This is a genomic window from Chryseobacterium sp. IT-36CA2 (assembly GCF_949767875.1).
Classification (GTDB): Bacteria; Bacteroidota; Bacteroidia; order Flavobacteriales; family Weeksellaceae; genus Chryseobacterium.
On record NZ_CATKPG010000001.1, the window covers coordinates 1 to 23,754 of the forward strand.

Consider the following 23,754-nt stretch of genomic DNA (forward strand, 5'->3'; position numbering starts at 1 on the left):
GCTAAACATCCCTTCTGAAGAAGATATTTACTTATGGATGAAAAAACTTAATGATTGATATCAAATCATTCCTATAGTTCAAATTTATTACTGCTGGCATCTCTTCTCTATTTTCTCTATTTTTGTTTAAAATTAAAATCATGTCACAGAATATCAGATTGGCTACAGCAGAGGATTATCCAAGAATTATGGAAATATGGGAATCAGCTGTAAAAGCAACACACGATTTTCTTGCCGAAGAGGATTTCAATTATTTCAAAGAGGCCATTCCAAGAGATTACCTTCCTCATCTGGAAGTGTATTTAATTACTGAAAATAATGAATCTAAAGGTTTTGCATCCGTAGCAGAAGGCAATCTGGAAATGCTTTTCATTCATAATGACATGCGTGGAAAAGGCTACGGAAAAACACTTTATCAGTTTATGAAAGAGAAAACCGGACTGACCAAAGTGGATGTGAATGAACAAAACCCTCAAGCCATCGGATTTTATGAAAAAATGGGTTTCAAAAAGACCGGAAGATCCGAGAAAGATGGTTCAGGAAAAGACTATCCACTTATTCATATGAGCCTGTAAATGGAAAATTTCACTTTCAATCTATTGCATTCTGATTCGGAGATTTCTTATCATCTATTGCTGCTGGCAGATGAAACCAAAGAAGCGATCAATCAATATATTTTCAATTCTGACATTTATCTTTTACACGACGGTACTGAAAACATTGCCGTAATGGCATTGTATAAGAAAAGTACTACCGAACTGGAAATTAAAAACATTGCTGTGATTGAAAACTGCCGAAACAAAGGAATCGGAAGTATCCTGATGAATAAAGCAAAAGAAATTGCGAAAGAAAATCAATATAAAACACTGACTGTTGGAACATCGGATACCGGTTTCCAACAGATCAGATTTTATGAGAAAAACGGTTTCATCAAAAGTGGAATTCTGAAAGATTTCTTTATTGAAAATTATGCAACTCCCATTTATGAAAACGGTTTACAGATGAGAGACATGGTCTTATTAAGCCATCACCTTACGGAATAAACCTTTAATATGTTCAATTTCGGTTTGATAATTGGTTTTCTTACGACATCCGAAATACAGTGTATTTTCGAACTTTTTCTTTCCTTCCCAGATGAGCTGAATATCACCGCTTTCAATATCCTTTCTGCATAGAAAGTCGGGAACAACGGCTAATCCTGTTCCCCCTTTGAGACAACGGATGATTGAGTTCATGTTGGGAACAATATAATTGGGGCGGAAATTGGGTTTATGTCCGAAATTCAATATCCAGTACTGAAAAAGATGTTCCATATCTCCGGTGGTTCCATACCATTTTTCGTTCTTCAGCCATTCTTCAATCTGCTCTGCATCTTTTGTTTTCAACACTTTATTGAAAGCTGTTTTATCCACATCTTTCCCTCCTACCAGGATGATCTGCTCGGAAGAGAATGCTTCATGTTCAATATTGGGTGAAGATCCTTTTTTCGGAGTAATGATCAGATCAAGAATTCCTTTGTCCAGCTGATCCAGCATTTCGGGGTATTCTCCAAAGCTGATAATCAGATTAAAAGGTAATGAAGAAACATACTGCTCCAAGGTGGTCTGAAATGTTTCAAAACACATCCCAACACTAATGGTTGGAGTATGCTTTTCTGTAGACTTTTGAAAGTTTTTCTCTACATCTTCGAGTTTGGTAATAGGCTCGGCAACTGCATTAAACAATACTTTTCCTCTTTCTGTAGGGATCATTTTTCTTCCCGTTCTGTCAAACAGCTTATATCCTACATAAGCTTCCAGAGAACTTAAATGCAAACTCACTCCGGGTTGTGATATGAATAGAGCATCAGCTGCACCCGTCAATGTCCCGGTTTTATAGATCGCCTTAAAAGTACGATACCATTCTAAATTAACCATGACTTACTTATTAATATTCTGATACAAAATTACAAAATAATTACAATATTAATATATTTTCATTCTTTAAAAAGGATGCATAATAATCCGGAATTCCACTTTCCCGTATCTGGCGGACAGTTTCATCAATCGGATAAGGTAACTGTACAATTTCAGGAGTGATCTTTTCTTCATCCAAAGTCAGGACCAAATAAGAAGCCAGCCTGTTTTCTTCTTTAGAACGTCCTACAGAACCACAATTAATGGCCCATGTGTTATTTTCAAACTGTTTTTTAAAAGATAAATGGGTGTGCCCCATGACAATGACGTCAGATTGAGCGTCTTCCAGCATTCTTATAAAAATCTCATCCTCTTCTGATTCATACAAATAAGTGTCATTACTTGATAAATTGGAATGAACCAACTGAATATTCCAGTGCTTCTTTCCTACTTTATAGTTTAATTTTAAATGAAAAGGCAATTCTGATAAAAACCTTTTATTCTCCTTTGTAATATGCTTTTTAGAATGATCAATCGCTATAAATCTTGCTTCAGTCTCTTCTTCAGAATGTTTGGATAAAGGAACAACAGGAATATCAAAAGCAATTCTTTCATCATGATTTCCTAACAGACACGGAATATTCAGTGCTTTTACTTTTTCAGTTACTTCGTTACCCCAGGGTGCAAAATCTACGAGATCTCCAAGGCAGAATTTATGTTGAATTCCTCTTGCTTCTATATCCTTCAACACCGAATCTAACGCAGGAAGATTTCCATGTACATCACTAAAGACTGCAATCTGTATCATATTCATTCTATTTATCATAACAAATTTACAAGAGAGCTGTGAGATCAGGATCAACAGAGCGCATGACATTTCACATAAATAATAAAAATAAAACTATTATTTTTATAATAGATAATTATAATTTATACTATTTTAATTATACAATAATCCATCCTAACTTTGCAGAGTAAAATTTAAACAATCATAAAAAAATGAAAAAAGTACTAATCATCAACGGTGGACAAAATTTCGGACATTCCGGAGGAAAATATAATCAAACAATCGCGGAAAATACATTAACAGTTCTTAAAGAATTTGAGAACGTAGAGGTAAAGATCACGAATGTAAGTGAAAACTATGACAAAAATGAAGAGGTAGAGAAGTTTGTATGGGCAGATTACATCATTTACCACACTCCTATCTGGTGGTTCCAGCTTCCTAACGGACTGAAAAAATATATTGATGAAGTATTCACAGCTGGCCATGCTAAAGGGATTTATATGAGTGACGGAAGAAAAGCTGAGAATCCAGAAATCAATTATGGTACGGGAGGAATGCTTGGAGGAAGAAAATATATGCTGACTACCAGCTGGAATGCTCCTGCAACTGCCTTCACACTTCCCGGAGAATTTTTCAGCGAAAAAAGTGTGGATGAAGGCCCGTTATTTGGATTCCATAGAATGAATGCCTTTGTTTCATTAGAAAAAATGGAAAGCTTTCACTTTCATGATGTAGAGAAAAATGCCAATATTGAGCGTGATATGAAATTGTACAGAGAGCACGTAAGAAATGTATTTGAAAAAGAATTGAAACCGGAGTTGGTATCATGAAAAAAGTACTGATCACAGGTATTACCGGCTATATCGGCGGAACTATCGCAAAAAAACTCCTTGACAGGAATTATGAAGTGACAGGACTGGTTCGTAATGAGGCTCATGTTCAGGAACTGGAATCATTAGGAATCAAAACTATTGTGGGGAATATTCATGATGAAGACCTTATTAAAACAGCTGTTTCTGATATTGATGCTGTGATTCATAACGCAGATTCAGCAGATGATGCTTATGCAGCAGATAACTTTATCAAAGCTCTGGAAGGAAGTCACAAAACGTTCATCTTCACCTCAGGATCAGCTATTTTTGGAGGAAAAGAGAATGGGAGAAAAAGTGACTTTATCTTCAGAGAGGATTTTCCTTTGCAGCCAAGATTGGAAATGGCCTCAAGAGTATTGATCAACAATTATGTACTGCAATCTTCAAACAAAGGCATAAGAAGTATTGTTGTTGTTCCTACAATGGTTTACGGAGAAGGCCTGGGAATAAAAAAAGGCAGTATCCAGATCCCGGCTCTCATTAATTTTTCTAAGGAAAAAGGACATGGAGTGTATTTTGGTGAAGGCGAAAACATTTGGTCAAACTTACATATTGAAGACCTGGCAGATTTGTATGTACTTGCATTGGAAAAAGCAAAAGCAGGTTCTATGTATTATGCAGAAAATGGTTCATCTTCTTTAAAAAATATTGCAGAAAACATCAGTAAAAAATACAGTTTAAAGCCTGCAAAGTCATTAAGTATTCAGGAAGCAGTTGATAAATTTGGTCCTGCAGGTGGCTATTTCGGTTTTGCATCCAACAGCAGATGCAGCTCAGATAAAGCCAGAGCAGAACTGGATTGGAAACCTATTTATAACTCAATCGAAAATTTTATTTAATATGAAAATTCATCTTACAGCAATTATAAAATCCAAAGAAGAACATCAGGCAGAAGTATTGGAAGTTCTTCAAAATATGGTAAAAGAAACAAGAAAAGAAGAAGCTTGTGAGCTTTACAGTCTACATCAGGGCATTGAAGACAAAAATGAATTTGTTTTCTATGAAATCTGGAAAAGTAAAGAAGGATTGGATCAGCACAACCAGCAGCCTTATATTCAGGCTTTCGGAGCTTTGGTGGATGAAAAGCTTCAGGAAAAACCACAAATTTATACCACTAATCTTCTTTAATAATGAAAAAATTAGCGTTTTTAATGCTGGCAGTCTTTACGATAGGATTTGCTCAGGCACAAACAAAAAAATCAAAGAATATGAAAAAGAAAATTTTATTCATCGTTACCAGCCATGATAAAAAAGGCAGTACCGGTGAAGATACAGGATATTATCTGGGTGAAGTTTCTCATCCGTGGGAAGTTCTTCACAAAGCAGGATATGAAATTGACTTTGTAAGTCCGAAAGGTGGAACTCCTCCGGTAGACGGCTTCGATTTGAAAGATCCTATCAATAAAGAGTTCTGGGAAAATCAGGAATATAAAAACAAGATTGATCATTCGATGACCCCATCACAGGTCAACGCAAAAGAATATTCAACCATTTTTTATGCAGGCGGACATGGAGCGATGTGGGATTTTGCAGACAATAAAGAACTGGCAGAAATTGCTTCTAAAATTTATGAAAACGGTGGGATTGTAGCGGCTGTATGTCATGGTCCAGCAGGTCTGGTGAATATCAAACTGAATAACGGTAAATATCTTGTGGATGGTAAGAAAATCAATGCTTTTACCAATGAAGAAGAATCCGAAGTAAAATTAACCAACGTAGTTCCTTTCTTACTGGAAGATAAACTGAAAGAAAGAGGTGCAAAATTTGAAAAATCCGGACTTTGGCAGAATCATGTGGTTACAGATCAGCGAGTGATCACAGGACAGAATCCACAGTCAGCAAAAAGCGTTGGAGAAGCTATCGTAAAAGAATTAAATAAATAACAGACAATTTTTAACCACAAAAGCTACAATAGTTTTCAGACACTTAAGTTCTTAGAAGTGTCACTATTGAAACGGCGATAATTCCCCTCCTCAGAAGGGGTGGCGAAAATTCAAAGAATTTTTGACGGGGTGGTTTAACACAACAACAATTTTAAAACAAACAAAATGGAATATAGAAAATTAGGAAATACAGATTTAGAATTATCAACCATCACACACGGAGCTTTTGCCATTGGCGGAAACATGTGGGGTGGTAATGAAAAACAGGATTCCATCAATTCTATTCACGCATCATTGGATCATGGGGTAACTTCTATTGACACGGCACCTTTCTATGGTTTCGGACTCAGTGAAGAAATGATCGGTGAAGCAATCAAAGGAAAAGACCGTTCAAAAATCCAGCTTTTAACAAAATTTGGATTGGTATGGGACGGAAGCAATAATGGTAAAGGAGAGTTTTTCTTTGACGCAGAAGACGAAGGAAAAACCCTTCCGGTTTATAAATTGGCTTCTAAAGAAAATATCATCAAAGAAGTTGAAGAAAGTTTAAAAAGATTAGGTACAGATTATATTGATCTTCTACAACTTCACTGGCCAGACAGCACAACGCCTATCTCCGAAACAATGGAAGCTATGGAATTATTGATTCAACAGGGAAAAATCCGTGCGGCAGGAGTAAGCAATTACAGCGTAGCTCAAATGGAAGAAGCAAACAGAACTTTAAAACTTGCCAGCAACCAGGTTTCTTACAGCATGCTGAACCGTGCTATTGAAAACGATCTTGTACCCTATTCTTTGGAAAACAACACAGGAATTATTGTATACAGCCCTATGGAAAGAGGTCTTTTAACGGGTAAATATTTCAAAGAAACCCAATTGAAAGATAACGATCACAGAAACGGATATTTCTCACAGTTTGATCTGAATAAAGTAAAAACTTTCTTAGAAAAAATAGAACCTATTGCTCAGGAAAAAGGAGCAAGCCTTTCTCAGCTGGTATTAAGATGGACAACGCTGCAACCAGCAATTACAGTCGTATTGGCAGGAGCAAGAAATGCACAGCAAGCCATCGAAAATGCAAAAGCAATGTCTATTGACCTTTCACAGGAAGAATTGAACTTCATCAATTCGGCTTTGAGCGAGATATAATATAAAGCTGGAAGAAGGAGGCTGGAAGATGGAAGTTATTGATGTCGGATAATCAATAGATCGGTTTATAATTTAACTTCAACTGTCATTCCGACGAAGGAAGAATCTCTTATTACATGCAGAATAGCGCAATAAAAACCTGCTAATTATCAACACACTAATATAACTCCCCCCTTCCCTCTCCCAGCTTCCCTCCCTTAACCCTCAAACATCATAGAAAATGAAAAATAATCTGATTAAAATATTCGGGTTAGCAACGCTATTGACTATTAACAGCATTACATTAAAAGCGCAAACCCTTGTTAATCCCGAAGACAAATCATGGTATCCTTCTGCTTACGGTGCGCAAGATGAGATTGGAGCGGCCAATCTGTTAACACCTGAAGTTGTAAAACAGGCTTTAGGACTTGTAAAACAAGGCAAAACATTAGCACTTGCTGTTCCAATTGATAAAAACCTGCCTGCTTTCAGACACAGAAGTTTCAATTTATATAATATTCAACCGGGAGAACAGGGTGGAAAAAGCATAGGCCCTAATAAATTCACCTTCAATGACGAGTTAGTAAACGGATGGACCGGAGTGGGAACACAGCTAAACGGTATCGGACACATTGGTATTGATAACATTTACTACAACGGAAATAAAGCGACAGATTTTGTAACTGTAGAAGGAGTAAAAAAATTGGGAGTTGAAAAAGTTCCACCTTTCGTTACCCGTGGTGTTGTCCTTGATATGACTGCTCATTATGGAAAGCCAATTGTACCTGGAGGAACTGAATTTACAGTAGAAGACATCAAATCTGTTCTAAAGAAACAGGGACTTACTCTACGAAAAGGTGATATCATTCTTTTCAATACCGGATGGCTTGAATTAATTGGTAAAAACAACCAACAATTTCTGGAAACAGAACCCGGAATCGGAATGGAGGCCGCAAAATGGCTTGCCGATCAGGGAATTGTGGCTTTTGGTGGTGACACCTGGGCTTCAGAAGTTTATCCAAACCCCAAAAGTAAAGAAGAATTCCCTATCAATCAGTTTATGCTGGCCAAAAAAGGAATCTATAATCTGGAACTGATAGACAGCCGTCCATTGGTAAAGCAGAAAATCTGGGAGTTTCTATTCGTTCTGGGACAGCCTTTATATGTAGGCTCTACTCAAGTGAATGTAAATCCTGTGGCGATCTATTAATGTAAATATTAAAAATATAATCTGAGAAACGAAGAGACAATGTAATTCCGGTTTAAAAAATAAAATGAACCAAAGAATTTATTTTTAGAATTAATATCCAAACTGTGTTACACTGTCACTTTGTATCTTATATCAAAACGGCCTTTCAAAAATTTGAAAGGCCGTTTTTTAAAATAAAGTAAACATCCGTAGATGATGCAGTCTTCATTACATCCAACTTCCTGCATCCATCTTCACTATTTTGCAATCGGAAGATGAGTACTTACTGCAATTCTATTCCAGGCATTAATGGTAATGATCGCCATGATGATCTGAGCAATCTGATTATCATCAAAGAAAGACTTCGCTTTTTGATACGTTTCTTCGGTTAATCCTTTATCGCTGATCAGTGTAATCTCCTCTGTCATTGCTAATAGCACCTGCTCTTCTTCAGTGAAAAATTCTTTTGCTTCTGTCCATCCGTTCAGAATAAAAATTCTTTGAGGAGTTTCTCCGTATTTGATAGCATCTTTGGTATGCATATCAAGACAGAAAGCACATTTATTGATCTGGGAAGCTCTGATTTTAATCAGCTCTTTCTGAATGTGTGTTAAAGAAATAGTTTGTAAATATCCTTCCAATCCAAGCATTGCTTTATAGGCTGCGGAATCTACTGTTGCAATATTTAATCTTGCGCTCATAATATGTATTATTTTTTGGTTAATTGATCTATACTAAAAGAATAACGTTGCTGTACCGCCAGTAAAAGCGCGGCTGCACTTCCCACCCATACAGAATAGTTCAGTGGAGCTTTTGGTCCTGATGCAATGGTCATGGATATCGCAAAAATTAACATTAAGATACCGCTTCCATAGGCTGCAAACTTTGTTTTAAATCCAAAAATCAGCATCAAAGGAAAAAGGATTTCTAAAAAAGTAGCAGCGTACGCTGAAACCGTACTTAAAGCTTCTGGAAGGAAAAATGTCAACGTTCTTGTATATTCTTTAAAACTCTCCATGTTTCCCCATGATGAATTTTCTTTGCTCCATAGCCCGAATCGGTCTGCCACTGCAGAAAGCATCGTAACGGCAAGAGCCAGCCTTAAAAAGAGTTGCGGAAATTGGTTTTTGGTATCTGTCATGGTGTTAACTTTTAATCACATGGCAAATTTCCGACTTCTGACTGGTAAAAAACTTAAACTGGTTTAAGATCGTAATTTTGCTCTGATTTCACTCAAATATTCTGGAGTAAAACCTAAAAAAGAAGCTATTAAATATTGTGGAATTCTTTGGATAAACCAGGGATACAAAGTACTGAAATGCACATAATATTCTTCTTTGGTCATCTCATAAATATATCGGATTCTTTTTTCAGCAGCAGCATAAGCCGTTTGATACACCATTCTGAAATAACGCTCCATAACAGGATGCTTTTCCAATAAAAGTTCCTGAGACTGAAAATCAATCGCCAAAATCCTGGAATTTTCTACAGACTGAATATTAAAATCTGATTTCATCTGTTTTTCAAAAGCAAAAGTATCAGACATCCACCAGCTTTCTATTGCAAATTCTGTGGTTTGCTCCACTCCCTTTTCATTAACAAAAAACTTTCTCAGGCAGCCTTCCAAAACAAAATATTTATGCTTACAAATCTCACCTTCCAGCATCAGATTTTCTTTCTTTTTCACTTTTAAAACCTGAAAAAAAGACATGATGGAAGCAAATTCCTCGTCAGTTACAGTAATGAATTTGTTTAAATGTGATTTGAATGAGTCCATTGTAAGAATTAATACTCAAACTTAACTTTATTTTTTTAGTTTTACAATGAGAAAATATTGAATCATGGAAATTGTTGCTAAAATTCTGATCGCTGTTGTTGCACTGGAACACCTTTATATTCTTTGGATGGAAATGTTTGCATGGGAAACCAAGGGAAAGGAAGTTTTTAAAGCAGCTCTGCCAGCAGAAATGTTTAAACCAACGAAAGGACTTGCTGCCAATCAGGGACTTTACAATGGTTTTCTGGCCGCCGGACTGATCTGGTCTTTTTTGATTAAAGATCCGCAATGGCAGACCAATGTGGCACTATTCTTTTTAGGATGTGTAGCCGTAGCAGGAATCTATGGAGCAATTTCGGCTACAAAAAAAATATTCTTCGTTCAGGCTTTACCCGCTATCCTTGCCATTATTGCCGTTTTATTGAAATAATCTTACAGGTTATCTTTTAAAATAATTACCATATTCATCTTCTCTTACCTTGAATGATAAGAGAAAATTTGTCATGAAACCACCTCTTTAAAACACTACTGAAAATCAACAACTTGCCTACATGAAAATCCATTTAATATATAATTCGTAAATTTGCACCGTCATAAAAAATTGATATACAGTTTTTTGATGCTGGCAAGCATTTTGATCAAATGTAGCCATTCAAGTTGTTCAGTACACATATCTGTAATTACCTCATCAGTAATTTAATTGTAGAATCTATGTAAAAGATCAGTTTCTTTTTACATAATACACTCTTTTTCTAGAGTATAATCTATTGAAATATTTAAAATAAACATAAGGCCAGCAGGTCTTTATGCTGTTATTTTTTTGTTTAAAGCTTTTATCACTAAAGGCTTAGCAAATTATTTTATCCTATCGTCAACAGCAGAACAACGAAAGCTAAATGTATATAATGAATTGGTGTACAATTTTTTATATCAAATTATTAATTGAAAAATTCTGAATATGGAAAAAAATGAAAACACTAGAAAAGTAAAACTTAAAGTGGAAGACCTGACCATCATCTTTGGTAAAAACAAAGAAAAAGCACAGGAACTGCTGGACAAAGGTTTTTCCAAAAAGGAAATTCTTGAAAAAACAGGCTGTACCATAGGGATCAACAAAGCCAGTTTTGAAATCTATGAAGGAGAATTCTTTGTGATCATGGGACTTTCAGGAAGTGGAAAGTCTACTCTACTGCGCTGTCTTAACAGACTGAATGAACCTACTTCCGGGAAAGTATACATCAATTACGATGATATTACCGGGAAAAACAACAAAGAACTACTGGAAGTAAGGAGAACAGAAATGAGTATGGTCTTTCAAAAGTTTGGATTACTGCCACACCATACAATTCTCGATAACGCAGGTTTCGGGCTGGAAATAAGAGGAGAAGACAAGACTTCCCGCGATGAAAAAGCACAGAAAGCGCTGGATATCGTAGGATTAACAGGTTTTGAAAATCAATATCCTTCCCAGCTTTCAGGAGGAATGCAGCAAAGAGTAGGATTAGCAAGAGCGTTGGCTAACGATCCTGAAGTTTTGCTGATGGATGAAGCCTTCTCCGCACTGGACCCTTTGATCAAATCAGAAATGCAGGATCAGATGCTTGAACTGCAGAATACATTACAAAAAACCATTGTCTTCATTACCCACGATTTGGACGAAGCTATTAAAATCGGGGACCGTATCGTCATCATGAAAGATGGGGTCATAGAGCAAATAGGAACAGCCGAAGATATTTTAACCAATCCTGCCAGCGATTATGTAAAAGCATTCGTAGAGAAAGTAGACCGTAAAACGATTATTACCGCAAGATCTTTAATGTTTGACAAAGCGACGGTGGTACGTTTCAGAAAAGATGGTCCTGAAGGAGCTTTAAGAAAAATGAGAACTACAGGTCTGGAAAACTTACCTGTCGTAGACTTTCAAAATAAATTTCTTGGTTTTGTAACCCTTAACGATGTTGTACGCATCGCCAAAAAGAAAGAACCTACAGTAGAATCTATTATCAACAGCAATGTCCCTTCAGTTTATCCTGAAGTGACTGTAGAAGAAATGTTACCATTAATTTCTGAAAATAAATCGTCCATCGCTGTGGTAGATGAAAACAATAAATTCTTAGGTCTTATCACCCAATTATCGCTCATCATAGAAGCCACCAAGTTTAACGAAGAAGAGATCATAGAATTAAAAGAAATCGCAAATAATCAATAAGATGAATAAAACTATAGATATAGGCCAATATGTAGAAACTGCAATCAATTGGCTCACAGAAAACGGTAAGCCTGTATTTGATGTCATAAAACATCTGGGAAACTCCTCCATTATGGGAATTGAATGGGTTTTAACAAACACTCCTTTTTATGTAATCATTCTCTTTTTTACGCTGCTGGCATTATGGAAAGCCGGGAAAGGCATCGCTGTAGTAACAGCAGCCGGATTAAGTTTAATATTTTTAATGGGACTTTGGAAAGAAACCATGGAAACACTGGCACTTATCTTTGTGTCCACCATTACGGCTCTTATTCTTTCTATTCCTCTGGGGATTTTGGCGGCTAAAAGTAAAATAGCCGACAAAATTATTCGTCCTTTACTGGATTTGATGCAAACCATGCCTGCATTCGTCTATCTGATTCCGGCTGTATTGTTTTTCAGTATTGGTAAGGTTCCTGGAGCTTTTGCAACCATTATTTTTGCGATGCCTCCCGCGGTTCGATTAACAACTTTGGGAATTGAAGCCGTTCCAAAAGATATTCTAGAAGCTGCCAGAGCTTTTGGAGCGACTAACCGACAGATTCTGTTTAAAGTAGAGCTTCCTTTAGCTATGAAAACAATTTTAACAGGAATCAACCAAACCATACTATTATCATTATCCATGGTCGTTATTGCAGGAATGATTGCTGCAGGAGGTTTGGGAGAGAAAGTATTGGAAGGAATTAATAATCTGGATATCGGATTAGGATTTGAAAGTGGTTTATCTGTAGTGATTTTAGCCATTATTCTCGACCGAATTACCCAGGGATTTGTAAAAAAAAAGCAATAAAATGAAAAAATTTAAATATCTGTTTTTACCCGTTTTAATGTTACTATTTACAGCATTAAGTTCGTGTGAAAACATAAAAAACTCAAAATACATTACCATAGGAATGGTAGACGGCTGGGCAGAAGATGTGGCGATGACGCATGTTGCGAAAGCCATTCTGGATAAAGAAGGTTATCATGTTATTATCCAAAAAGCCTCTACAGATATGATTATGGCTTCAATGAATAATGAAGATACAGACCTTTTCATGGGAGTCTGGCTTCCTTACACTCATGCTAAAAAACTGGCTAAATTTCCGGGACTAACTCATCTTGGAACCAATTATGACAACGGCCGTATAGGATTGGTTGTGCCGGAATACGTTACCATTAATTCCATTGAAGAGCTCAATCAGCATAAAGATCAATTCAATCAAAGAATTATTGGAATTGAAAAAGGAGCCGGATTAACCACCGGAACAGACAAAGCGATTGTTGATTATAAACTGGATTATCACCAGATCAACTCTTCTACCATTGCCATGATCACCGAGTTGCAGAATGCCATACAGCGTAAAGAATGGATTGTGGTGACCGGATGGCAGCCTCATTGGATGTTTGGGAAAATGAAGCTTAAGTTTCTTGATGATCCCAAAAAGATATTTGGTGAAGCAGAGCAGATTAAAACCTATTCCAGAAAGAGCTTTGCAAAAGATCATCCGGAGCTGGCAAAATTCTTTTCAAAACTTCATTTTGATGATAAAAACATGTCTGATCTTTTAATGAAAATGGCACAGAGCAAAAACAAAGAAGCCACCGCCAAAGAATGGGTCGAAGATCACTCTGAACTGATACAGTCTTGGTTAGATAAAAACTAATCAACAATTGAATAATATTTAAAATCCTCAACTCTACACAGGTCTGAGGATTTTTTGTTTATTAATCAGAAGAACTCATTGATTCTTTAATTTTTTCCCGATGGATTATTCCCCAATTCACCAATGTTTCCGTCACAGGAAATACAGATTTCCCGTACTCAGTTACAGCATAGGTTACCGTAATAGGTTTTGTATCCTGAATGGTTCTTGTGATCAGTAGATTGGTTTCCAGTTCTTTTAATTCTTTGCTCAGCATTTTCGCAGAGATTCCTTCAATACTGCGTTCCAGCTTTTTAAAATGAATCATCTGATCTGGTCTGTTAGTAAGATAACGCAGGATCATCAGTTTCCATTTTCCTCCTAAAACATCCAGACTGTCCCGCATCGCGAACAATTCTTCTGTACAGCTGGCCTCTCTTTCGATACCGTTTTCAATGATTTTTGCCATAATAGTTTCATGAAGGTAACTAGTTACCATTGGTTAACTAGTAGCAAATATAAACTATTCCCTTTTTACATTTGTGTATCAAATTAACAATAATGAAAGCAGTTATTTTAAATAAAAACGGAAAGCTGGAAGATGGATTTGCAGAACAACCCAAACCCAAAAACAATGAAGTTTTAATCCAAATCAAAGCAAGTGGCTTCAATCCCATCGACTATCAGATGCTGGAAAATGAATTGGAACGAAAACTGATCAGTTCCCCGATATTAGGAAGAGAATTGTCAGGAATTGTAGTGGATATAGGTTCCGAAGTTACAGCATTTAATATTGGTGATGAAGTCTATTGCGGAAGCGGCTCCATGGGAAGCAACGGCACTTACGCTGAATATATTGCCGTTCCTGAAGCCATTGTTTCCTTTAAACCAAAAAATATTTCATTTGAACAGGCAGCGGCTATTCCTTCGGCTGGACTTACTTCTTTACAGATTTTTAACCGTTTGAAATTAAACCCCGAAAATACAGTTCTGGTAACGGGAGCAACCGGAGGTGTAGGTTCATTTCTGATCAAACTTTTATTAGCACATAATATCCGGAAAATCACAGCCACAGTGGGCAGTGAAGAAAACAGGCAGATTCTTCTCAGTCTGGGATTGAAAAATCATCAGATTATCAACTATAAGGAAGAAAATCTTATTCAAAATATTGTAAAAGCCAATAATAACCAGCCTTTCGAATATGGAATTGATCTGGTTGGAAACTATATGTCTGAAGTTACAGCAGAAGTTTTAAAAATTAACGGAACCTATGTGGACGTGACAGCTTTGGTCACTAAAGATGCTCACGAAACCCTCTTCAATAAAGGGACATTGATTATGAATATCTCCAATTATACTTATGGAATGGTTAAAAAATATGAATACTATAAAAACAGTTTGCTTGAAATAAAGAGACTTATTGAAAATGAAACGATTCTCCCTCCACAATATAAAACTGTTGGAAATCTTTCTTTAGATACCGTTCTGAATGCACATTTTCTATTAAAAAACAATCAGACTCAAGGTCATAAACTTATCATGAAGCATTAATCTATGAACAAAATACCAAGAAGAATCGTAACAGGAATAAAAGACGGAAAATCTGTTATTATAGAAGACCAACAGGTAGAAAACGCTGTGGAACATTTTCCGGGGCTTATCATTTCAGATGTGTGGAATACTCAGACAATGCCGGCCAGCCTGGATTTTGAAACAAGAATTCCCAATACCGGATTTCCGCAAACTCCTAAAAATGGTACCTACTTTCGATATGTAGTGGTTCCACCAGATAAAGATTTAGGTGTAGAATGGAAAAAGAATGAACCTCATCCGATGATGCATCAAACGCCAACACTGGATTATATCATTATCCTTTCCGGTGAACTTTACCTCATCATGGAAGAAGGGGAATCACTTCTCAAACCGGGCGACATCGTTATTCAAAGAGGAACAAATCATGCATGGAGCAACCGTTCTGACGAGCCTTGCATTCAGCTGGCTGTTTTGATTGATGCTGAGGGTGAGAATGGAAAGATTTAATTATTTAAAAATTTAAAGATTGGGATAATTCTTACAAATTTTAAAAGTTCAACAAGCTAAAAAATCTGTGGCATCTGTGGCATCTGTGGGAAATAAAATTTTGCAAGGTTAGAAAAACGCAAAGGCGCAAAGAAAATAAATATCATACTGTTTTAAGGCGCAAGAAAATCGAAGATTTTCAGCAAGAAATAATCTATAAAGTATAGGAATATACAATTTTATCACAGATAAAATCCTTGCGTCTTACAGCATAATAAAAGAAATACTTTGCGTCTTTGCGTTTTCCCAACAAAAATCTCACAATTTACAAAGCAGAAATCTCCAGCAACTTCGCCTTCATTTTTTCAGGAGTCATCTGTCCTTCCTGATAATACACCAGATTCTGATGCTTATCCAGGAATACCCACAAAGGATAAACAGGCTGGTTTTTATTCTTAGACAATGCCAGTGCCAACTCATGAATCCCGGAATTTCCGTTCTGTAGATATTCAAACTGCTGATTCTGGAAATGAATTTTTTCCTTCGTCTTCTCTGCCTCGAAATTGACAAAATAAAAATGATCATTGATCATATCAACCAGCTCCTTATCTTTACTCATACGGAAAGACTCAATCTTACAAACCGAGCACCAGTCTGTATAAAGATGGATCACAACCGGCTTAGGATTTTCTTTCTGTTGAACTTCAAGATCAGAAAAAGTGCCTGTCTTCATCTGAGACAGATAAAAACAGGGCACTAACATTAAAAATAAAGCTATTTTTTTCATTTTAAAGTATATTTTACTCCTAAGAAACCTCTGATCCCCTGCATCGGTGCATAGCCGTATGCCGTATCAAAAGTATAATGATTAGGATTGTTGATGGGATCATCAACATGCTTATCAAATGGGTCAAACGGTCTCATTAGAGGATCTTTAGGTCTGAAATTGAATAAATTTTTCATCCCGCAATACACTTCAAATCCGGATTTAAAACTCTTGGACACCTGAATATTGGCCAGAGAATAAAACGGTGAATATTCGGGGCGGTAGTCGTTCACTAAAACAGGAAGTCTCATCGGTCCGTAGAACTGTCCTGTAAAATCGATGGTCAGATTATTGGCAAACTTATAAGTCAGGTTATAAGTTCCACTCCATTTTGGAGCATGCAGCTGTTGTGTTTTTTGATTTTCGTTATCAAATTTCTGGTATACATCCAGATAAGTTACTCCCAGATTAACACTTAGAGGAAACTGAAAGCTAAAATCCACATTCAAAGAAGCTCCTCTTGAAATTCCGTATCCGTGAAGGTTGTCATAAATAATTTTATTGGGATCGGAATCAAAATCCCCTACAATTTTATTACTGAAATAAGTATAAAATGCAGAAGCATCAAGATTCACCATTCGGCTGCCTACAGGAATTTTCCAGATATAATTAAGGTTTCCGTTGATGGATCTTTCCGGCTTCAAATCTGATTTTACCACAACTTCCCTCGAACCTGTCAATGCTGCGTGATCTTCCGTAAATAAATTAACCACTCTAAAACCTGTTCCAAAGTTGAAACGTAAAGTGTGATACGGATTGGGATTAAATTTCCATGCAAACCTCGGTGAATGTACGGAATGATGCACCTTATCATAATCATATCTGTACCCAAGCAACAACGTATTTTTATCATTAATTTCCCACTGATCCTGGATAAAAGCTCCCCAGATAGGAGATTTCATCGGGGCATTGGTGATACCATCTGAAGCTAATGTTCCTGGTGTATTGTCATCGTAAAAAGTTCTTTTGAAAGTAAGTCCGGCTGTGATATCATGTTTCCCGAAACTTCTGTCCCAATACGTCTGCACGAAAGCCACTTTTTGTGTCGCATTGAACGGATTGGATCCATAAAATGAATTCTGGTCGTGATAATTATAAGAAAATTGAGTTACAATATGTTCTTTCATGGGCCATTCATACAATCCGAAAACCTCCGCTCTGTTGGTATAAATACTTTCTCCATATACTTGATCACTTCCACGGAAAGATTTATTCCATTGCATTTCTCCCCCAAAACGGTCTTCATACAGATACCTCAAAGCAAAACTTGCCTGTCTGTTTTCTTTTCTCTTAAAGTTCCACTTGTTGAATACGGAAATTCTGCTTTGTAAAGTGGTATCTGTGAAATTATCTTTGTTTTGATCTATTCTTTCCTGAAAACTGAAATAATTCAAACTTAATAATGAAGCGGCATTCTTCCCTACATTAAACTTGGTGGAAAGATCCAGATTATTTTCAAACCAACTTGTTGTCATCAGGTCAACACTTAATTTAGGAGCGGTCAATGCATTTTTAGTAATAATATTGATCACTCCTCCCATTGCTTCAGAACCGTAAATGGAAGAAGCCGGCCCTTTTACAACTTCTATTCTGTCTACCAGACTATTCGGAATCCCGCTCAATCCGTATACGGTGGAAAGTGAACTTACAATCGGCATTCCATCAATCAGAATCATAGTATAAGGTCCTTCCAGTCCGTTGATATGAATATCTCCTGTGTTACATACGGAACAATTCAGCTGAGGTTTTACACCATTCACCATCGCAATGGCTTCAAAAATGCTGGGAGTAGGATTTTTCTGAAAAAATTTCTGACTGTAAATTTCTACTGCTACAGGACTTTTGGACCTGCTCATCGGCTTTATGGTACCGGTAACCACTACATCTTCAATGTTACTTGTCTTGATTTCCCTCTTCATAACTTTTGCAGAATCCTGACTCTTAGCCTGCTGTAAACTCAAACTGTCTGTCTCCTGCGCAAAACAATAAGTTGATAAAAAAGTAATAGAAAATAATATTCGTTTCATGAAATTAAAATTGTTAGACAAATCTAACAATTATTTTTCAAATACGAAACTTAATGCAAAAATATAGATTGAGTCAATTCATGAAAAATGATTAAATTTGAGAAACTACATATGAAAGTAAAATGAGATATCATCAATTGGGAAATATCCCACCAAAAAGGCATACGATCTTTAAGTCTCCTGAAGATAAATTTTACTATGAGCAGCTTTTCGGTACAGAAGGCTTCCATGGTATTTCTTCTCTGTTATATCATATCCACCGCCCTACACAGATAAAATCTATCGGTGAACCGAAAGATGTCACTCCAAAAATTGCTGTGGAAAAAAATGTTGCTCCAAGAATGTTTAAGGGAATGAATGTGACTCCTGAAGATGATTTTATGGACAGCCGAAAGATCCTTTTGATGAACAACGACCTGAAAATGGGATTGGCAAAGCCAAGAAAATCGATGGATTATTTCTACAAAAATGCAGAATGTGATGAGCTTTTGTATGTTCATAATGGAACCGGAATTTTGAAAACATTTGTAGGAGATCTTGAATTCGTAACGGGAGATTATCTTATTATTCCAAGAGGAACCATTTATCAGGTAGAACTGAAGTCGGATGATACAGTCTTTTTTATATTAGAAAGCCACTCTCCTATTTATACTCCAAAAAGATACAGAAATGAATTCGGGCAGCTTCTGGAACATTCTCCGTTCTGCGAGAGAGATATGATTGCTCCTACTTACAAAGAACCTGTTGATGAAAAAGGAGAATTTCTGATCAAAGTAAAAAAAGAAAACCAGATTACAGATTTCATCTATGCAACACACCCGTTTGATGTAGTTGGCTGGGACGGATATTTTTATCCTTATAAATTCAATATTAAAAACTTCGAACCGATTACCGGAAGAATTCATCAACCGCCACCGGTTCACCAGAATTTCGAAGGACACAATTTCGTAGTATGCTCATTCTGTGCAAGAATGTATGATTATCATCCACAGGCAATTCCGGCACCATATAATCACTCAAACATTGATTCTGATGAGGTATTGTTCTACACAGAAGGTGATTTCATGAGCCGTAACCATATTGACCTGATGGACTTCACCCTTCACCCGGGAGGAATTGTACACGGACCTCACCCAGGCGCTATGGAAAGAAGTATCGGTAAAAAATTCACGGAAGAATATGCCGTAATGGTAGACCCTTTCCGTCCTTTAAAAATTACAGAAGAAGCTTTAAAAGTAGAAGATCCTTCTTATAAAACTTCATGGTTGGAATAAAACAGTAAAATTATCAAAAAAAGTATTACTGAATACATACAAAAGACGCTTTAAATCCTTTATTTAAAGCGTCTTTTTTCGTAAATTTGTGAAGTATGGTTACCATATTAACCATCATTATTTTTCATAACGCATCCTAAGTAATGGTGGTTTAAAACAAAATCAATATTACATGTTAGAAAGAATCAGATTAGAAAGTCTACACGAAAAAGTTACTACAGCTGAAAATGCAGTAAAAATCATTAAAGACGGTATGACCATCGGGTCCAGCGGCTTTACAAAAGCAGGTGACAGCAAAGCGATTTTGCCAGCACTCGCAGAAAGAGGAAAAACGGAAGACCTGAAAGTCACTCTAATGACGGGAGCTTCATTGGGTCACGGTACAGACGGAAAACTGGCAGAAGCTAATGTCCTCAAGAAAAGAATGCCGTTTCAGGTAGATCCTATCTTAAGAAACAAGATCAATAACGGTGAAATTCTCTTCATCGATCAACATTTAAGCGAAAGTGCAGAACTTCTTCACACTAAAAATCTTCAGAGCATTGATGTAGCAATTATTGAAGCAGCCTATATTGAAAGAGACGGAAGTATTGTTCCTACTACATCTGTAGGAAATTCAGTGACCTTTGCAGCTTTGGCTAAGAAAGTGATTATTGAAATCAACACCGAAGTTCCTGAAGAAATATACGGAATCCATGATATCTACCAGGCAGAGGATTATCCTTACAGAAATGTGATCCCAATCGTCGCTCCTTGGAACAAAATCGGGAGAAAAAGCATTCCTGTAGATCCTGAAAAAATTGAAGCGATTGTTTTTACCAACCGTAAAGACAGCCCGGCCGATATTGCAGAGCCAGATGAAAAAACAACAGCCATCGCCAAACACCTTCTTGCCTTCTTTGAAAATGAAGTTCTTTTAGGACGACTTACCGACAGATTACTTCCTCTTCAGGCAGGTATCGGTAAGGTAGCCAACGCTGTTCTTACAGGATTCAAAGACAGTAATTTTTATGATCTGACCATGTTTTCTGAAGTTCTTCAGGACAGTACATTTGATCTGATAGATTCCGGTAAGCTAAGTTTTGCTTCTGCATCTTCCATTACTGTTTCTCAGGAATGCTATGAAAGAGTGTTAGGAAACCTTTCAAAATATAAAGACAAATTCGTTCTAAGACCTCAGAATATTTCCAATACACCAGGATTGATCAGAAGATTAGGAGTAATCGCCATCAATACAGCCATTGAGTTCGATATCTATGGAAACGTAAACTCTACTCATATCGGAGGAACAAAAATCATGAACGGAATCGGAGGATCCGGAGACTTCGCAAGAAATGCCTATTTAAGTATTTTTGTAACTCAGGCAGCTTCAAAAGGCAACAATATTTCCCACGTTCTTCCCATGGTTTCTCATACTGATCATACAGAACATGATGTAGATATTCTGGTAACAGATGTTGGATTGGCTGACTTAAGAGGATTGGCTCCAAGAGAAAGAGCACAGAAAATTATAGATAATTGTGTTCACCCGGATTATAAAGAAGAATTACAATCTTACTTCGACAGAGCTTGTGAAAAAGGAGGTCATACTCCTCATTTGCTGCAGGAAGCATTCAGCTGGCATTTACGATTTGCAGAAACCGGAAGCATGCTGCAAAAAACAGTTGTAGAAAAGGCCAATTAAGATTTCTCATCAAAATAATAAATAAAAAAAAAAAGAACTGAATACCAATGCATTCGGTTCTTTTTCTTTGTAATACTACCTGTCTTATTTACATGACAAAAGTCTGTATAATATCCTCAAAATATTTATATGAATATAAAATTATAAAGATTATCTTTGAAAGAATGGAAGTATTTTACGACTCCTGTAAATACTTTTAACACCTACTTAAAAAAGACAAAATATGAATAATTACATCAGTGCAGAAGAAGCAATTTATACGATAAAAAGCGGAAACCGTGTATTTTTCCATGGCAGTGCATGTACTCCCAATTATTTGATTGATGAGCTGGCAAGACAGTCTGGCCGATTACAAAATGTGGAAATGGTGTCCATTACCCAGCAGGGAAATGTGGAAATTGCAAAGCCGGAATATAAAGACAGTTTTTTCATCAATTCTTTATTTGTTTCCACTCCTGTACGTGATGCCGTAAATTCTGACCGTGGTGATTTTGTTCCGGTTTTCTTAAGTGAAATTCCTATTTTATTCAGAAAAAATATTCTACCTCTTGATGTAGCCATTGTCACAGTTTCTCCTCCTGACAAACATGGTTTTTGCACATTGGGAACTTCTGTAGACATTGCCAGAGCAGCAGTAGATACAGCAAAAATCATTGTTGCCATCGTTAATCCGAGAATGCCAAGAACGCATGGAGACGGAATGATCCACATCAGCAGAATCAATAAACTGGTCTGGCATGAAGAAGAGCTTCCTACCGTAGATTATGGTTCAAAAGTAGGCCCTGAAGAAATGCTTGTTGGTAAAAATGTAGCAGAACTTATTGAAGACAGATCTACCCTTCAGATGGGTATCGGAACTATTCCTGATGCTGTTTTGAAATGTCTTACCAACCACAAAGATCTTGGAGTTCACACAGAAATGCTGAGTGATGGTGTTATTGACTTGATTCAGGATGATGTGATCAACAATAAATACAAAGGCTACAATGATAATAAAACCATTACAAGTTTCTGTTTCGGGACCAGAAAACTCTATGATTATGTGGATGACAATACTGTGTTTGCCTTCAGAGATGTAAGTGAAGTTAATTTCCCGATCAATATTATGAGAAACAAAAAAATGGTAGCCATCAATTCTGCCATTGAAATAGACCTTACAGGACAGGTATGTGCAGATTCTATCGGAACCATGCAGTATAGCGGAATCGGAGGGCAAATGGACTTTATGCGTGGAGCTGCTTTAAGTGATGACGGAAAACCTATCATAGCCATTACTGCAAGAACGAAGAAAGGGATTTCCAGAATTGTTCCTTTTCTTAAACAGGGTGCCGGTGTAGTCACCACAAGAGGCCATATTCATTACGTAGTTACTGAGTACGGAACAGCTTATTTGTATGGAAAAAATCTTCGCCAGAGAGCACAGGAGCTTATAAGTATTGCTCATCCGGATGACAGAGAAATGTTAGAAAGAGCTGCATTTGAAAGGTTTAAACACTGATAATCAAATCATAAAGACTCCAAAATTGTTTTTTATACGAAAACTTAAAACATATTTTGAAATCAACATCTCAAAATCATACGAAAATATTAAAATTTTGGCAGTATATTTGATAAAACTCTTTCAAAAACAAGGAAATTGAAAACTATATATAATTCGATACGAGAAGAAGTTGTAAAGCATTCTAAGGTAAGGAATTCTGTTTTGGGGAATGTGAGTGACTGGAAAAGAAGCCACTATATTATTCTTTCCGAAATTATTAAAGACGAACTCTTTGAAGCTGAAGAGCTGAAAGGAGGAAAAAAATTTGAAATTGGAAATACCATTTCACATGTTACCCTTCAACGTTTTTTTGAAAACGATTATCAGGATAAAACCCACAGTGATCTCAGATTTTTAAAAACATTAGATAAGATTTGTATCTTCTTGGGCTATAAAGACCTTAACGATTACATCCTTACGGTAAGATACAGGAAAGAAGACGACGAAGAAATTGATGACCATTCCTATCTAACCCAGATGGTTTATGATTACTGTGCATCCGCTTTTGAGTTTTATAAACTGTTCCCCATTCATAACACTGAACTTTTAAAAGATTTGGTATTTGATGATTCTCCTTTCCTCGAAAGAGCATCACAATTCAGTAAAGAACTGTGCGACAGGGATTTTCATCTGGTTACCAAAAACAACAGATCCAACTATGAAGTATTTGATATTCATATTGTTACTGACGAACCAGACAAAAAAATATTAGAATCTCAGGAATTCTGGAATCTTCTCTTCAAAGTAGGAGAAACCGGAGAAGAACATTTTGTAAATCAATTGAGCACTCAGATCTATTTTATCCGAAAAATAAATGACACCTGGAAGATCTGGGATAACTATAATCCCGATGCAGGAATGCTCAACAAAAGAATTGAAACGCTCTGAAAAATAAGAAAGCCGTGGAGAATCTCTACGGCTTTCATGTTTCGAAATATTTTTTTCACTTGTCTTTTGTATAACAAATGTAAGTAGCCAAT

The 23,754-nt window shown here is 36.5% G+C and carries 26 protein-coding genes; 18 read left to right on the forward strand and 8 right to left on the reverse strand.

Annotated elements, in window-relative coordinates; all coding sequences use genetic code 11:
• Nucleotides 1-140: 140 nt before the first annotated feature.
• On the forward strand, nt 141-575 hold the full coding sequence (locus ACM6F9_RS00005) for a GNAT family N-acetyltransferase (protein ID WP_414843840.1): 435 nt from the start codon (nt 141-143) through the stop codon (nt 573-575).
• Nucleotides 576-1,043: a GNAT family N-acetyltransferase gene (locus ACM6F9_RS00010; protein WP_414843841.1), complete on the forward strand. Its 468-nt coding sequence runs from the start codon at nt 576-578 to the stop codon at nt 1,041-1,043. It abuts the gene before it with no gap.
• On the opposite strand, the gene ACM6F9_RS00015 is transcribed toward ACM6F9_RS00010, so the two are convergent.
• Both ACM6F9_RS00015 and ACM6F9_RS00020 read right to left on the reverse strand, forming a co-directional pair.
• Entirely contained in the window at nt 1,020-1,916 is an 897-nt protein-coding gene (locus tag ACM6F9_RS00015) for a LysR family transcriptional regulator (RefSeq protein ID WP_414843842.1), read from the reverse strand. The two genes, ACM6F9_RS00010 and ACM6F9_RS00015, sit on opposite strands and share 24 nt — an antisense overlap.
• Nucleotides 1,917-1,956: 40 nt before the next feature.
• Nucleotides 1,957-2,703: a metallophosphoesterase family protein gene (locus tag ACM6F9_RS00020; protein ID WP_414843843.1), complete on the reverse strand. Its 747-nt coding sequence runs from the start codon at nt 2,701-2,703 to the stop codon at nt 1,957-1,959.
• Nucleotides 2,704-2,894: 191 nt separating this feature from the next.
• On the opposite strand from ACM6F9_RS00020, the gene ACM6F9_RS00025 reads away from it, so the two are divergent.
• From ACM6F9_RS00025 to ACM6F9_RS00050, 6 genes are all read left to right on the forward strand, one after another.
• On the forward strand, nt 2,895-3,512 hold the full coding sequence (locus tag ACM6F9_RS00025) for an NAD(P)H-dependent oxidoreductase (RefSeq protein WP_414843844.1): 618 nt from the start codon (nt 2,895-2,897) through the stop codon (nt 3,510-3,512).
• On the forward strand, nt 3,509-4,393 hold the full coding sequence (locus ACM6F9_RS00030; protein ID WP_414843845.1) for an NAD-dependent epimerase/dehydratase family protein: 885 nt from the start codon (nt 3,509-3,511) through the stop codon (nt 4,391-4,393). The genes ACM6F9_RS00025 and ACM6F9_RS00030 overlap by 4 nt, the downstream gene beginning before the upstream one ends.
• A gap of 1 nt (nt 4,394) precedes the next feature.
• Nucleotides 4,395-4,682: a putative quinol monooxygenase gene (locus tag ACM6F9_RS00035; RefSeq protein WP_414843846.1), complete on the forward strand. Its 288-nt coding sequence runs from the start codon at nt 4,395-4,397 to the stop codon at nt 4,680-4,682.
• Between the two features lie 2 nt (nt 4,683-4,684).
• Nucleotides 4,685-5,437, forward strand: a complete 753-nt coding sequence (locus tag ACM6F9_RS00040) for a type 1 glutamine amidotransferase domain-containing protein (RefSeq protein ID WP_414843847.1) — start codon at nt 4,685-4,687, stop codon at nt 5,435-5,437.
• Nucleotides 5,438-5,602: 165 nt separating this feature from the next.
• Nucleotides 5,603-6,586 (forward strand): aldo/keto reductase, encoded by a 984-nt coding sequence (locus ACM6F9_RS00045; RefSeq protein WP_414843848.1) that lies wholly within the window; start codon nt 5,603-5,605, stop codon nt 6,584-6,586.
• Between the two features lie 220 nt (nt 6,587-6,806).
• Nucleotides 6,807-7,775 (forward strand): cyclase family protein, encoded by a 969-nt coding sequence (locus tag ACM6F9_RS00050; protein ID WP_414843849.1) that lies wholly within the window; start codon nt 6,807-6,809, stop codon nt 7,773-7,775.
• A gap of 236 nt (nt 7,776-8,011) precedes the next feature.
• Here the strand turns inward: ACM6F9_RS00050 and ACM6F9_RS00055 are convergent, their stop codons facing one another.
• The 3 genes from ACM6F9_RS00055 to ACM6F9_RS00065 form a co-directional block, all read right to left on the reverse strand.
• Nucleotides 8,012-8,455, reverse strand: a complete 444-nt coding sequence (locus ACM6F9_RS00055) for a carboxymuconolactone decarboxylase family protein (RefSeq protein WP_255814085.1) — start codon at nt 8,453-8,455, stop codon at nt 8,012-8,014.
• An 8-nt stretch (nt 8,456-8,463) separates the two neighbouring features.
• The gene (locus ACM6F9_RS00060) at nt 8,464-8,895 is read right to left on the reverse strand and encodes a DoxX family protein (RefSeq protein WP_414843850.1); all 432 of its coding nucleotides are present in this window, start codon (nt 8,893-8,895) and stop codon (nt 8,464-8,466) included.
• Nucleotides 8,896-8,958: 63 nt separating this feature from the next.
• Entirely contained in the window at nt 8,959-9,531 is a 573-nt protein-coding gene (locus ACM6F9_RS00065; protein ID WP_414843851.1) for a Crp/Fnr family transcriptional regulator, read from the reverse strand.
• 64 nt (nt 9,532-9,595) lie between these two features.
• On the opposite strand from ACM6F9_RS00065, the gene ACM6F9_RS00070 reads away from it, so the two are divergent.
• The 4 genes from ACM6F9_RS00070 to ACM6F9_RS00085 all read left to right on the forward strand — a co-directional run bounded on the left by ACM6F9_RS00070 (nt 9,596) and on the right by ACM6F9_RS00085 (nt 13,425).
• The gene (locus ACM6F9_RS00070) at nt 9,596-9,961 is read left to right on the forward strand and encodes a DUF1304 domain-containing protein (protein ID WP_047429381.1); all 366 of its coding nucleotides are present in this window, start codon (nt 9,596-9,598) and stop codon (nt 9,959-9,961) included.
• A 528-nt stretch (nt 9,962-10,489) separates the two neighbouring features.
• On the forward strand, nt 10,490-11,740 hold the full coding sequence (locus tag ACM6F9_RS00075; protein ID WP_414843852.1) for a quaternary amine ABC transporter ATP-binding protein: 1,251 nt from the start codon (nt 10,490-10,492) through the stop codon (nt 11,738-11,740).
• Nucleotide 11,741: 1 nt separating this feature from the next.
• Entirely contained in the window at nt 11,742-12,569 is an 828-nt protein-coding gene (locus ACM6F9_RS00080) for an ABC transporter permease (RefSeq protein ID WP_414843853.1), read from the forward strand.
• Between the two features lies 1 nt (nt 12,570).
• Entirely contained in the window at nt 12,571-13,425 is an 855-nt protein-coding gene (locus ACM6F9_RS00085; RefSeq protein ID WP_414843854.1) for a glycine betaine ABC transporter substrate-binding protein, read from the forward strand.
• 61 nt (nt 13,426-13,486) lie between these two features.
• Here the strand turns inward: ACM6F9_RS00085 and ACM6F9_RS00090 are convergent, their stop codons facing one another.
• Complete coding sequence (locus tag ACM6F9_RS00090; RefSeq protein WP_121490111.1) at nt 13,487-13,873, reverse strand: winged helix-turn-helix transcriptional regulator; 387 nt, start codon at nt 13,871-13,873, stop codon at nt 13,487-13,489.
• 92 nt (nt 13,874-13,965) lie between these two features.
• Between ACM6F9_RS00090 and ACM6F9_RS00095 the strand changes: the two genes are divergently transcribed.
• On the forward strand, nt 13,966-14,955 hold the full coding sequence (locus ACM6F9_RS00095; protein WP_414843855.1) for an NADP-dependent oxidoreductase: 990 nt from the start codon (nt 13,966-13,968) through the stop codon (nt 14,953-14,955).
• A gap of 3 nt (nt 14,956-14,958) precedes the next feature.
• The gene (locus ACM6F9_RS00100) at nt 14,959-15,444 is read left to right on the forward strand and encodes a cupin domain-containing protein (RefSeq protein ID WP_414843856.1); all 486 of its coding nucleotides are present in this window, start codon (nt 14,959-14,961) and stop codon (nt 15,442-15,444) included.
• Between the two features lie 304 nt (nt 15,445-15,748).
• Here the strand turns inward: ACM6F9_RS00100 and ACM6F9_RS00105 are convergent, their stop codons facing one another.
• Complete coding sequence (locus ACM6F9_RS00105; protein WP_414843857.1) at nt 15,749-16,210, reverse strand: thioredoxin family protein; 462 nt, start codon at nt 16,208-16,210, stop codon at nt 15,749-15,751.
• The gene (locus ACM6F9_RS00110; protein WP_414843858.1) at nt 16,207-18,276 is read right to left on the reverse strand and encodes a TonB-dependent receptor plug domain-containing protein; all 2,070 of its coding nucleotides are present in this window, start codon (nt 18,274-18,276) and stop codon (nt 16,207-16,209) included. The genes ACM6F9_RS00105 and ACM6F9_RS00110 overlap by 4 nt, the downstream gene beginning before the upstream one ends.
• 122 nt (nt 18,277-18,398) lie before the next feature.
• Here ACM6F9_RS00110 and ACM6F9_RS00115 point away from each other — a divergent pair, with 122 nt between their 5' ends.
• The 4 genes from ACM6F9_RS00115 (at nt 18,399) to ACM6F9_RS00130 (ending at nt 23,662) form a co-directional block, all read left to right on the forward strand.
• Complete coding sequence (locus ACM6F9_RS00115; RefSeq protein ID WP_414843859.1) at nt 18,399-19,550, forward strand: homogentisate 1,2-dioxygenase; 1,152 nt, start codon at nt 18,399-18,401, stop codon at nt 19,548-19,550.
• Nucleotides 19,551-19,722: 172 nt separating this feature from the next.
• Nucleotides 19,723-21,234, forward strand: a complete 1,512-nt coding sequence (locus ACM6F9_RS00120; RefSeq protein WP_414843860.1) for a succinate CoA transferase — start codon at nt 19,723-19,725, stop codon at nt 21,232-21,234.
• Nucleotides 21,235-21,457: 223 nt separating this feature from the next.
• Nucleotides 21,458-22,732 carry an acetyl-CoA hydrolase/transferase family protein gene (locus tag ACM6F9_RS00125; protein WP_414843861.1) on the forward strand — a complete coding sequence of 425 codons (1,275 nt, stop codon included), beginning with the start codon at nt 21,458-21,460 and terminating at the stop codon, nt 22,730-22,732.
• A 138-nt stretch (nt 22,733-22,870) separates the two neighbouring features.
• Nucleotides 22,871-23,662 (forward strand): hypothetical protein, encoded by a 792-nt coding sequence (locus tag ACM6F9_RS00130; RefSeq protein WP_414843862.1) that lies wholly within the window; start codon nt 22,871-22,873, stop codon nt 23,660-23,662.
• Nucleotides 23,663-23,754 lie beyond the last annotated feature (92 nt).

Excerpts from the sequence above, each read along its gene's own strand:
- ACM6F9_RS00005 (WP_414843840.1), top strand. The coding sequence starts at position 141 with ATGTCACAGAATATCAGATTGGCTACAGCAGAGGATTATCCAAGAATT.
- ACM6F9_RS00010 (WP_414843841.1), top strand. The coding sequence starts at position 576 with ATGGAAAATTTCACTTTCAATCTATTGCATTCTGATTCGGAGATTTCT.
- ACM6F9_RS00015 (WP_414843842.1), bottom strand. The coding sequence starts at position 1,916 with ATGGTTAATTTAGAATGGTATCGTACTTTTAAGGCGATCTATAAAACC.
- ACM6F9_RS00020 (WP_414843843.1), bottom strand. The coding sequence starts at position 2,703 with ATGATACAGATTGCAGTCTTTAGTGATGTACATGGAAATCTTCCTGCG.
- ACM6F9_RS00025 (WP_414843844.1), top strand. The coding sequence starts at position 2,895 with ATGAAAAAAGTACTAATCATCAACGGTGGACAAAATTTCGGACATTCC.
- ACM6F9_RS00030 (WP_414843845.1), top strand. The coding sequence starts at position 3,509 with ATGAAAAAAGTACTGATCACAGGTATTACCGGCTATATCGGCGGAACT.
- ACM6F9_RS00035 (WP_414843846.1), top strand. The coding sequence starts at position 4,395 with ATGAAAATTCATCTTACAGCAATTATAAAATCCAAAGAAGAACATCAG.
- ACM6F9_RS00040 (WP_414843847.1), top strand. The coding sequence starts at position 4,685 with ATGAAAAAATTAGCGTTTTTAATGCTGGCAGTCTTTACGATAGGATTT.
- ACM6F9_RS00045 (WP_414843848.1), top strand. The coding sequence starts at position 5,603 with ATGGAATATAGAAAATTAGGAAATACAGATTTAGAATTATCAACCATC.
- ACM6F9_RS00050 (WP_414843849.1), top strand. The coding sequence starts at position 6,807 with ATGAAAAATAATCTGATTAAAATATTCGGGTTAGCAACGCTATTGACT.
- ACM6F9_RS00055 (WP_255814085.1), bottom strand. The coding sequence starts at position 8,455 with ATGAGCGCAAGATTAAATATTGCAACAGTAGATTCCGCAGCCTATAAA.
- ACM6F9_RS00060 (WP_414843850.1), bottom strand. The coding sequence starts at position 8,895 with ATGACAGATACCAAAAACCAATTTCCGCAACTCTTTTTAAGGCTGGCT.
- ACM6F9_RS00065 (WP_414843851.1), bottom strand. The coding sequence starts at position 9,531 with ATGGACTCATTCAAATCACATTTAAACAAATTCATTACTGTAACTGAC.
- ACM6F9_RS00070 (WP_047429381.1), top strand. The coding sequence starts at position 9,596 with ATGGAAATTGTTGCTAAAATTCTGATCGCTGTTGTTGCACTGGAACAC.
- ACM6F9_RS00075 (WP_414843852.1), top strand. The coding sequence starts at position 10,490 with ATGGAAAAAAATGAAAACACTAGAAAAGTAAAACTTAAAGTGGAAGAC.
- ACM6F9_RS00080 (WP_414843853.1), top strand. The coding sequence starts at position 11,742 with ATGAATAAAACTATAGATATAGGCCAATATGTAGAAACTGCAATCAAT.
- ACM6F9_RS00085 (WP_414843854.1), top strand. The coding sequence starts at position 12,571 with ATGAAAAAATTTAAATATCTGTTTTTACCCGTTTTAATGTTACTATTT.
- ACM6F9_RS00090 (WP_121490111.1), bottom strand. The coding sequence starts at position 13,873 with ATGGCAAAAATCATTGAAAACGGTATCGAAAGAGAGGCCAGCTGTACA.
- ACM6F9_RS00095 (WP_414843855.1), top strand. The coding sequence starts at position 13,966 with ATGAAAGCAGTTATTTTAAATAAAAACGGAAAGCTGGAAGATGGATTT.
- ACM6F9_RS00100 (WP_414843856.1), top strand. The coding sequence starts at position 14,959 with ATGAACAAAATACCAAGAAGAATCGTAACAGGAATAAAAGACGGAAAA.
- ACM6F9_RS00105 (WP_414843857.1), bottom strand. The coding sequence starts at position 16,210 with ATGAAAAAAATAGCTTTATTTTTAATGTTAGTGCCCTGTTTTTATCTG.
- ACM6F9_RS00110 (WP_414843858.1), bottom strand. The coding sequence starts at position 18,276 with ATGAAACGAATATTATTTTCTATTACTTTTTTATCAACTTATTGTTTT.
- ACM6F9_RS00115 (WP_414843859.1), top strand. The coding sequence starts at position 18,399 with ATGAGATATCATCAATTGGGAAATATCCCACCAAAAAGGCATACGATC.
- ACM6F9_RS00120 (WP_414843860.1), top strand. The coding sequence starts at position 19,723 with ATGTTAGAAAGAATCAGATTAGAAAGTCTACACGAAAAAGTTACTACA.
- ACM6F9_RS00125 (WP_414843861.1), top strand. The coding sequence starts at position 21,458 with ATGAATAATTACATCAGTGCAGAAGAAGCAATTTATACGATAAAAAGC.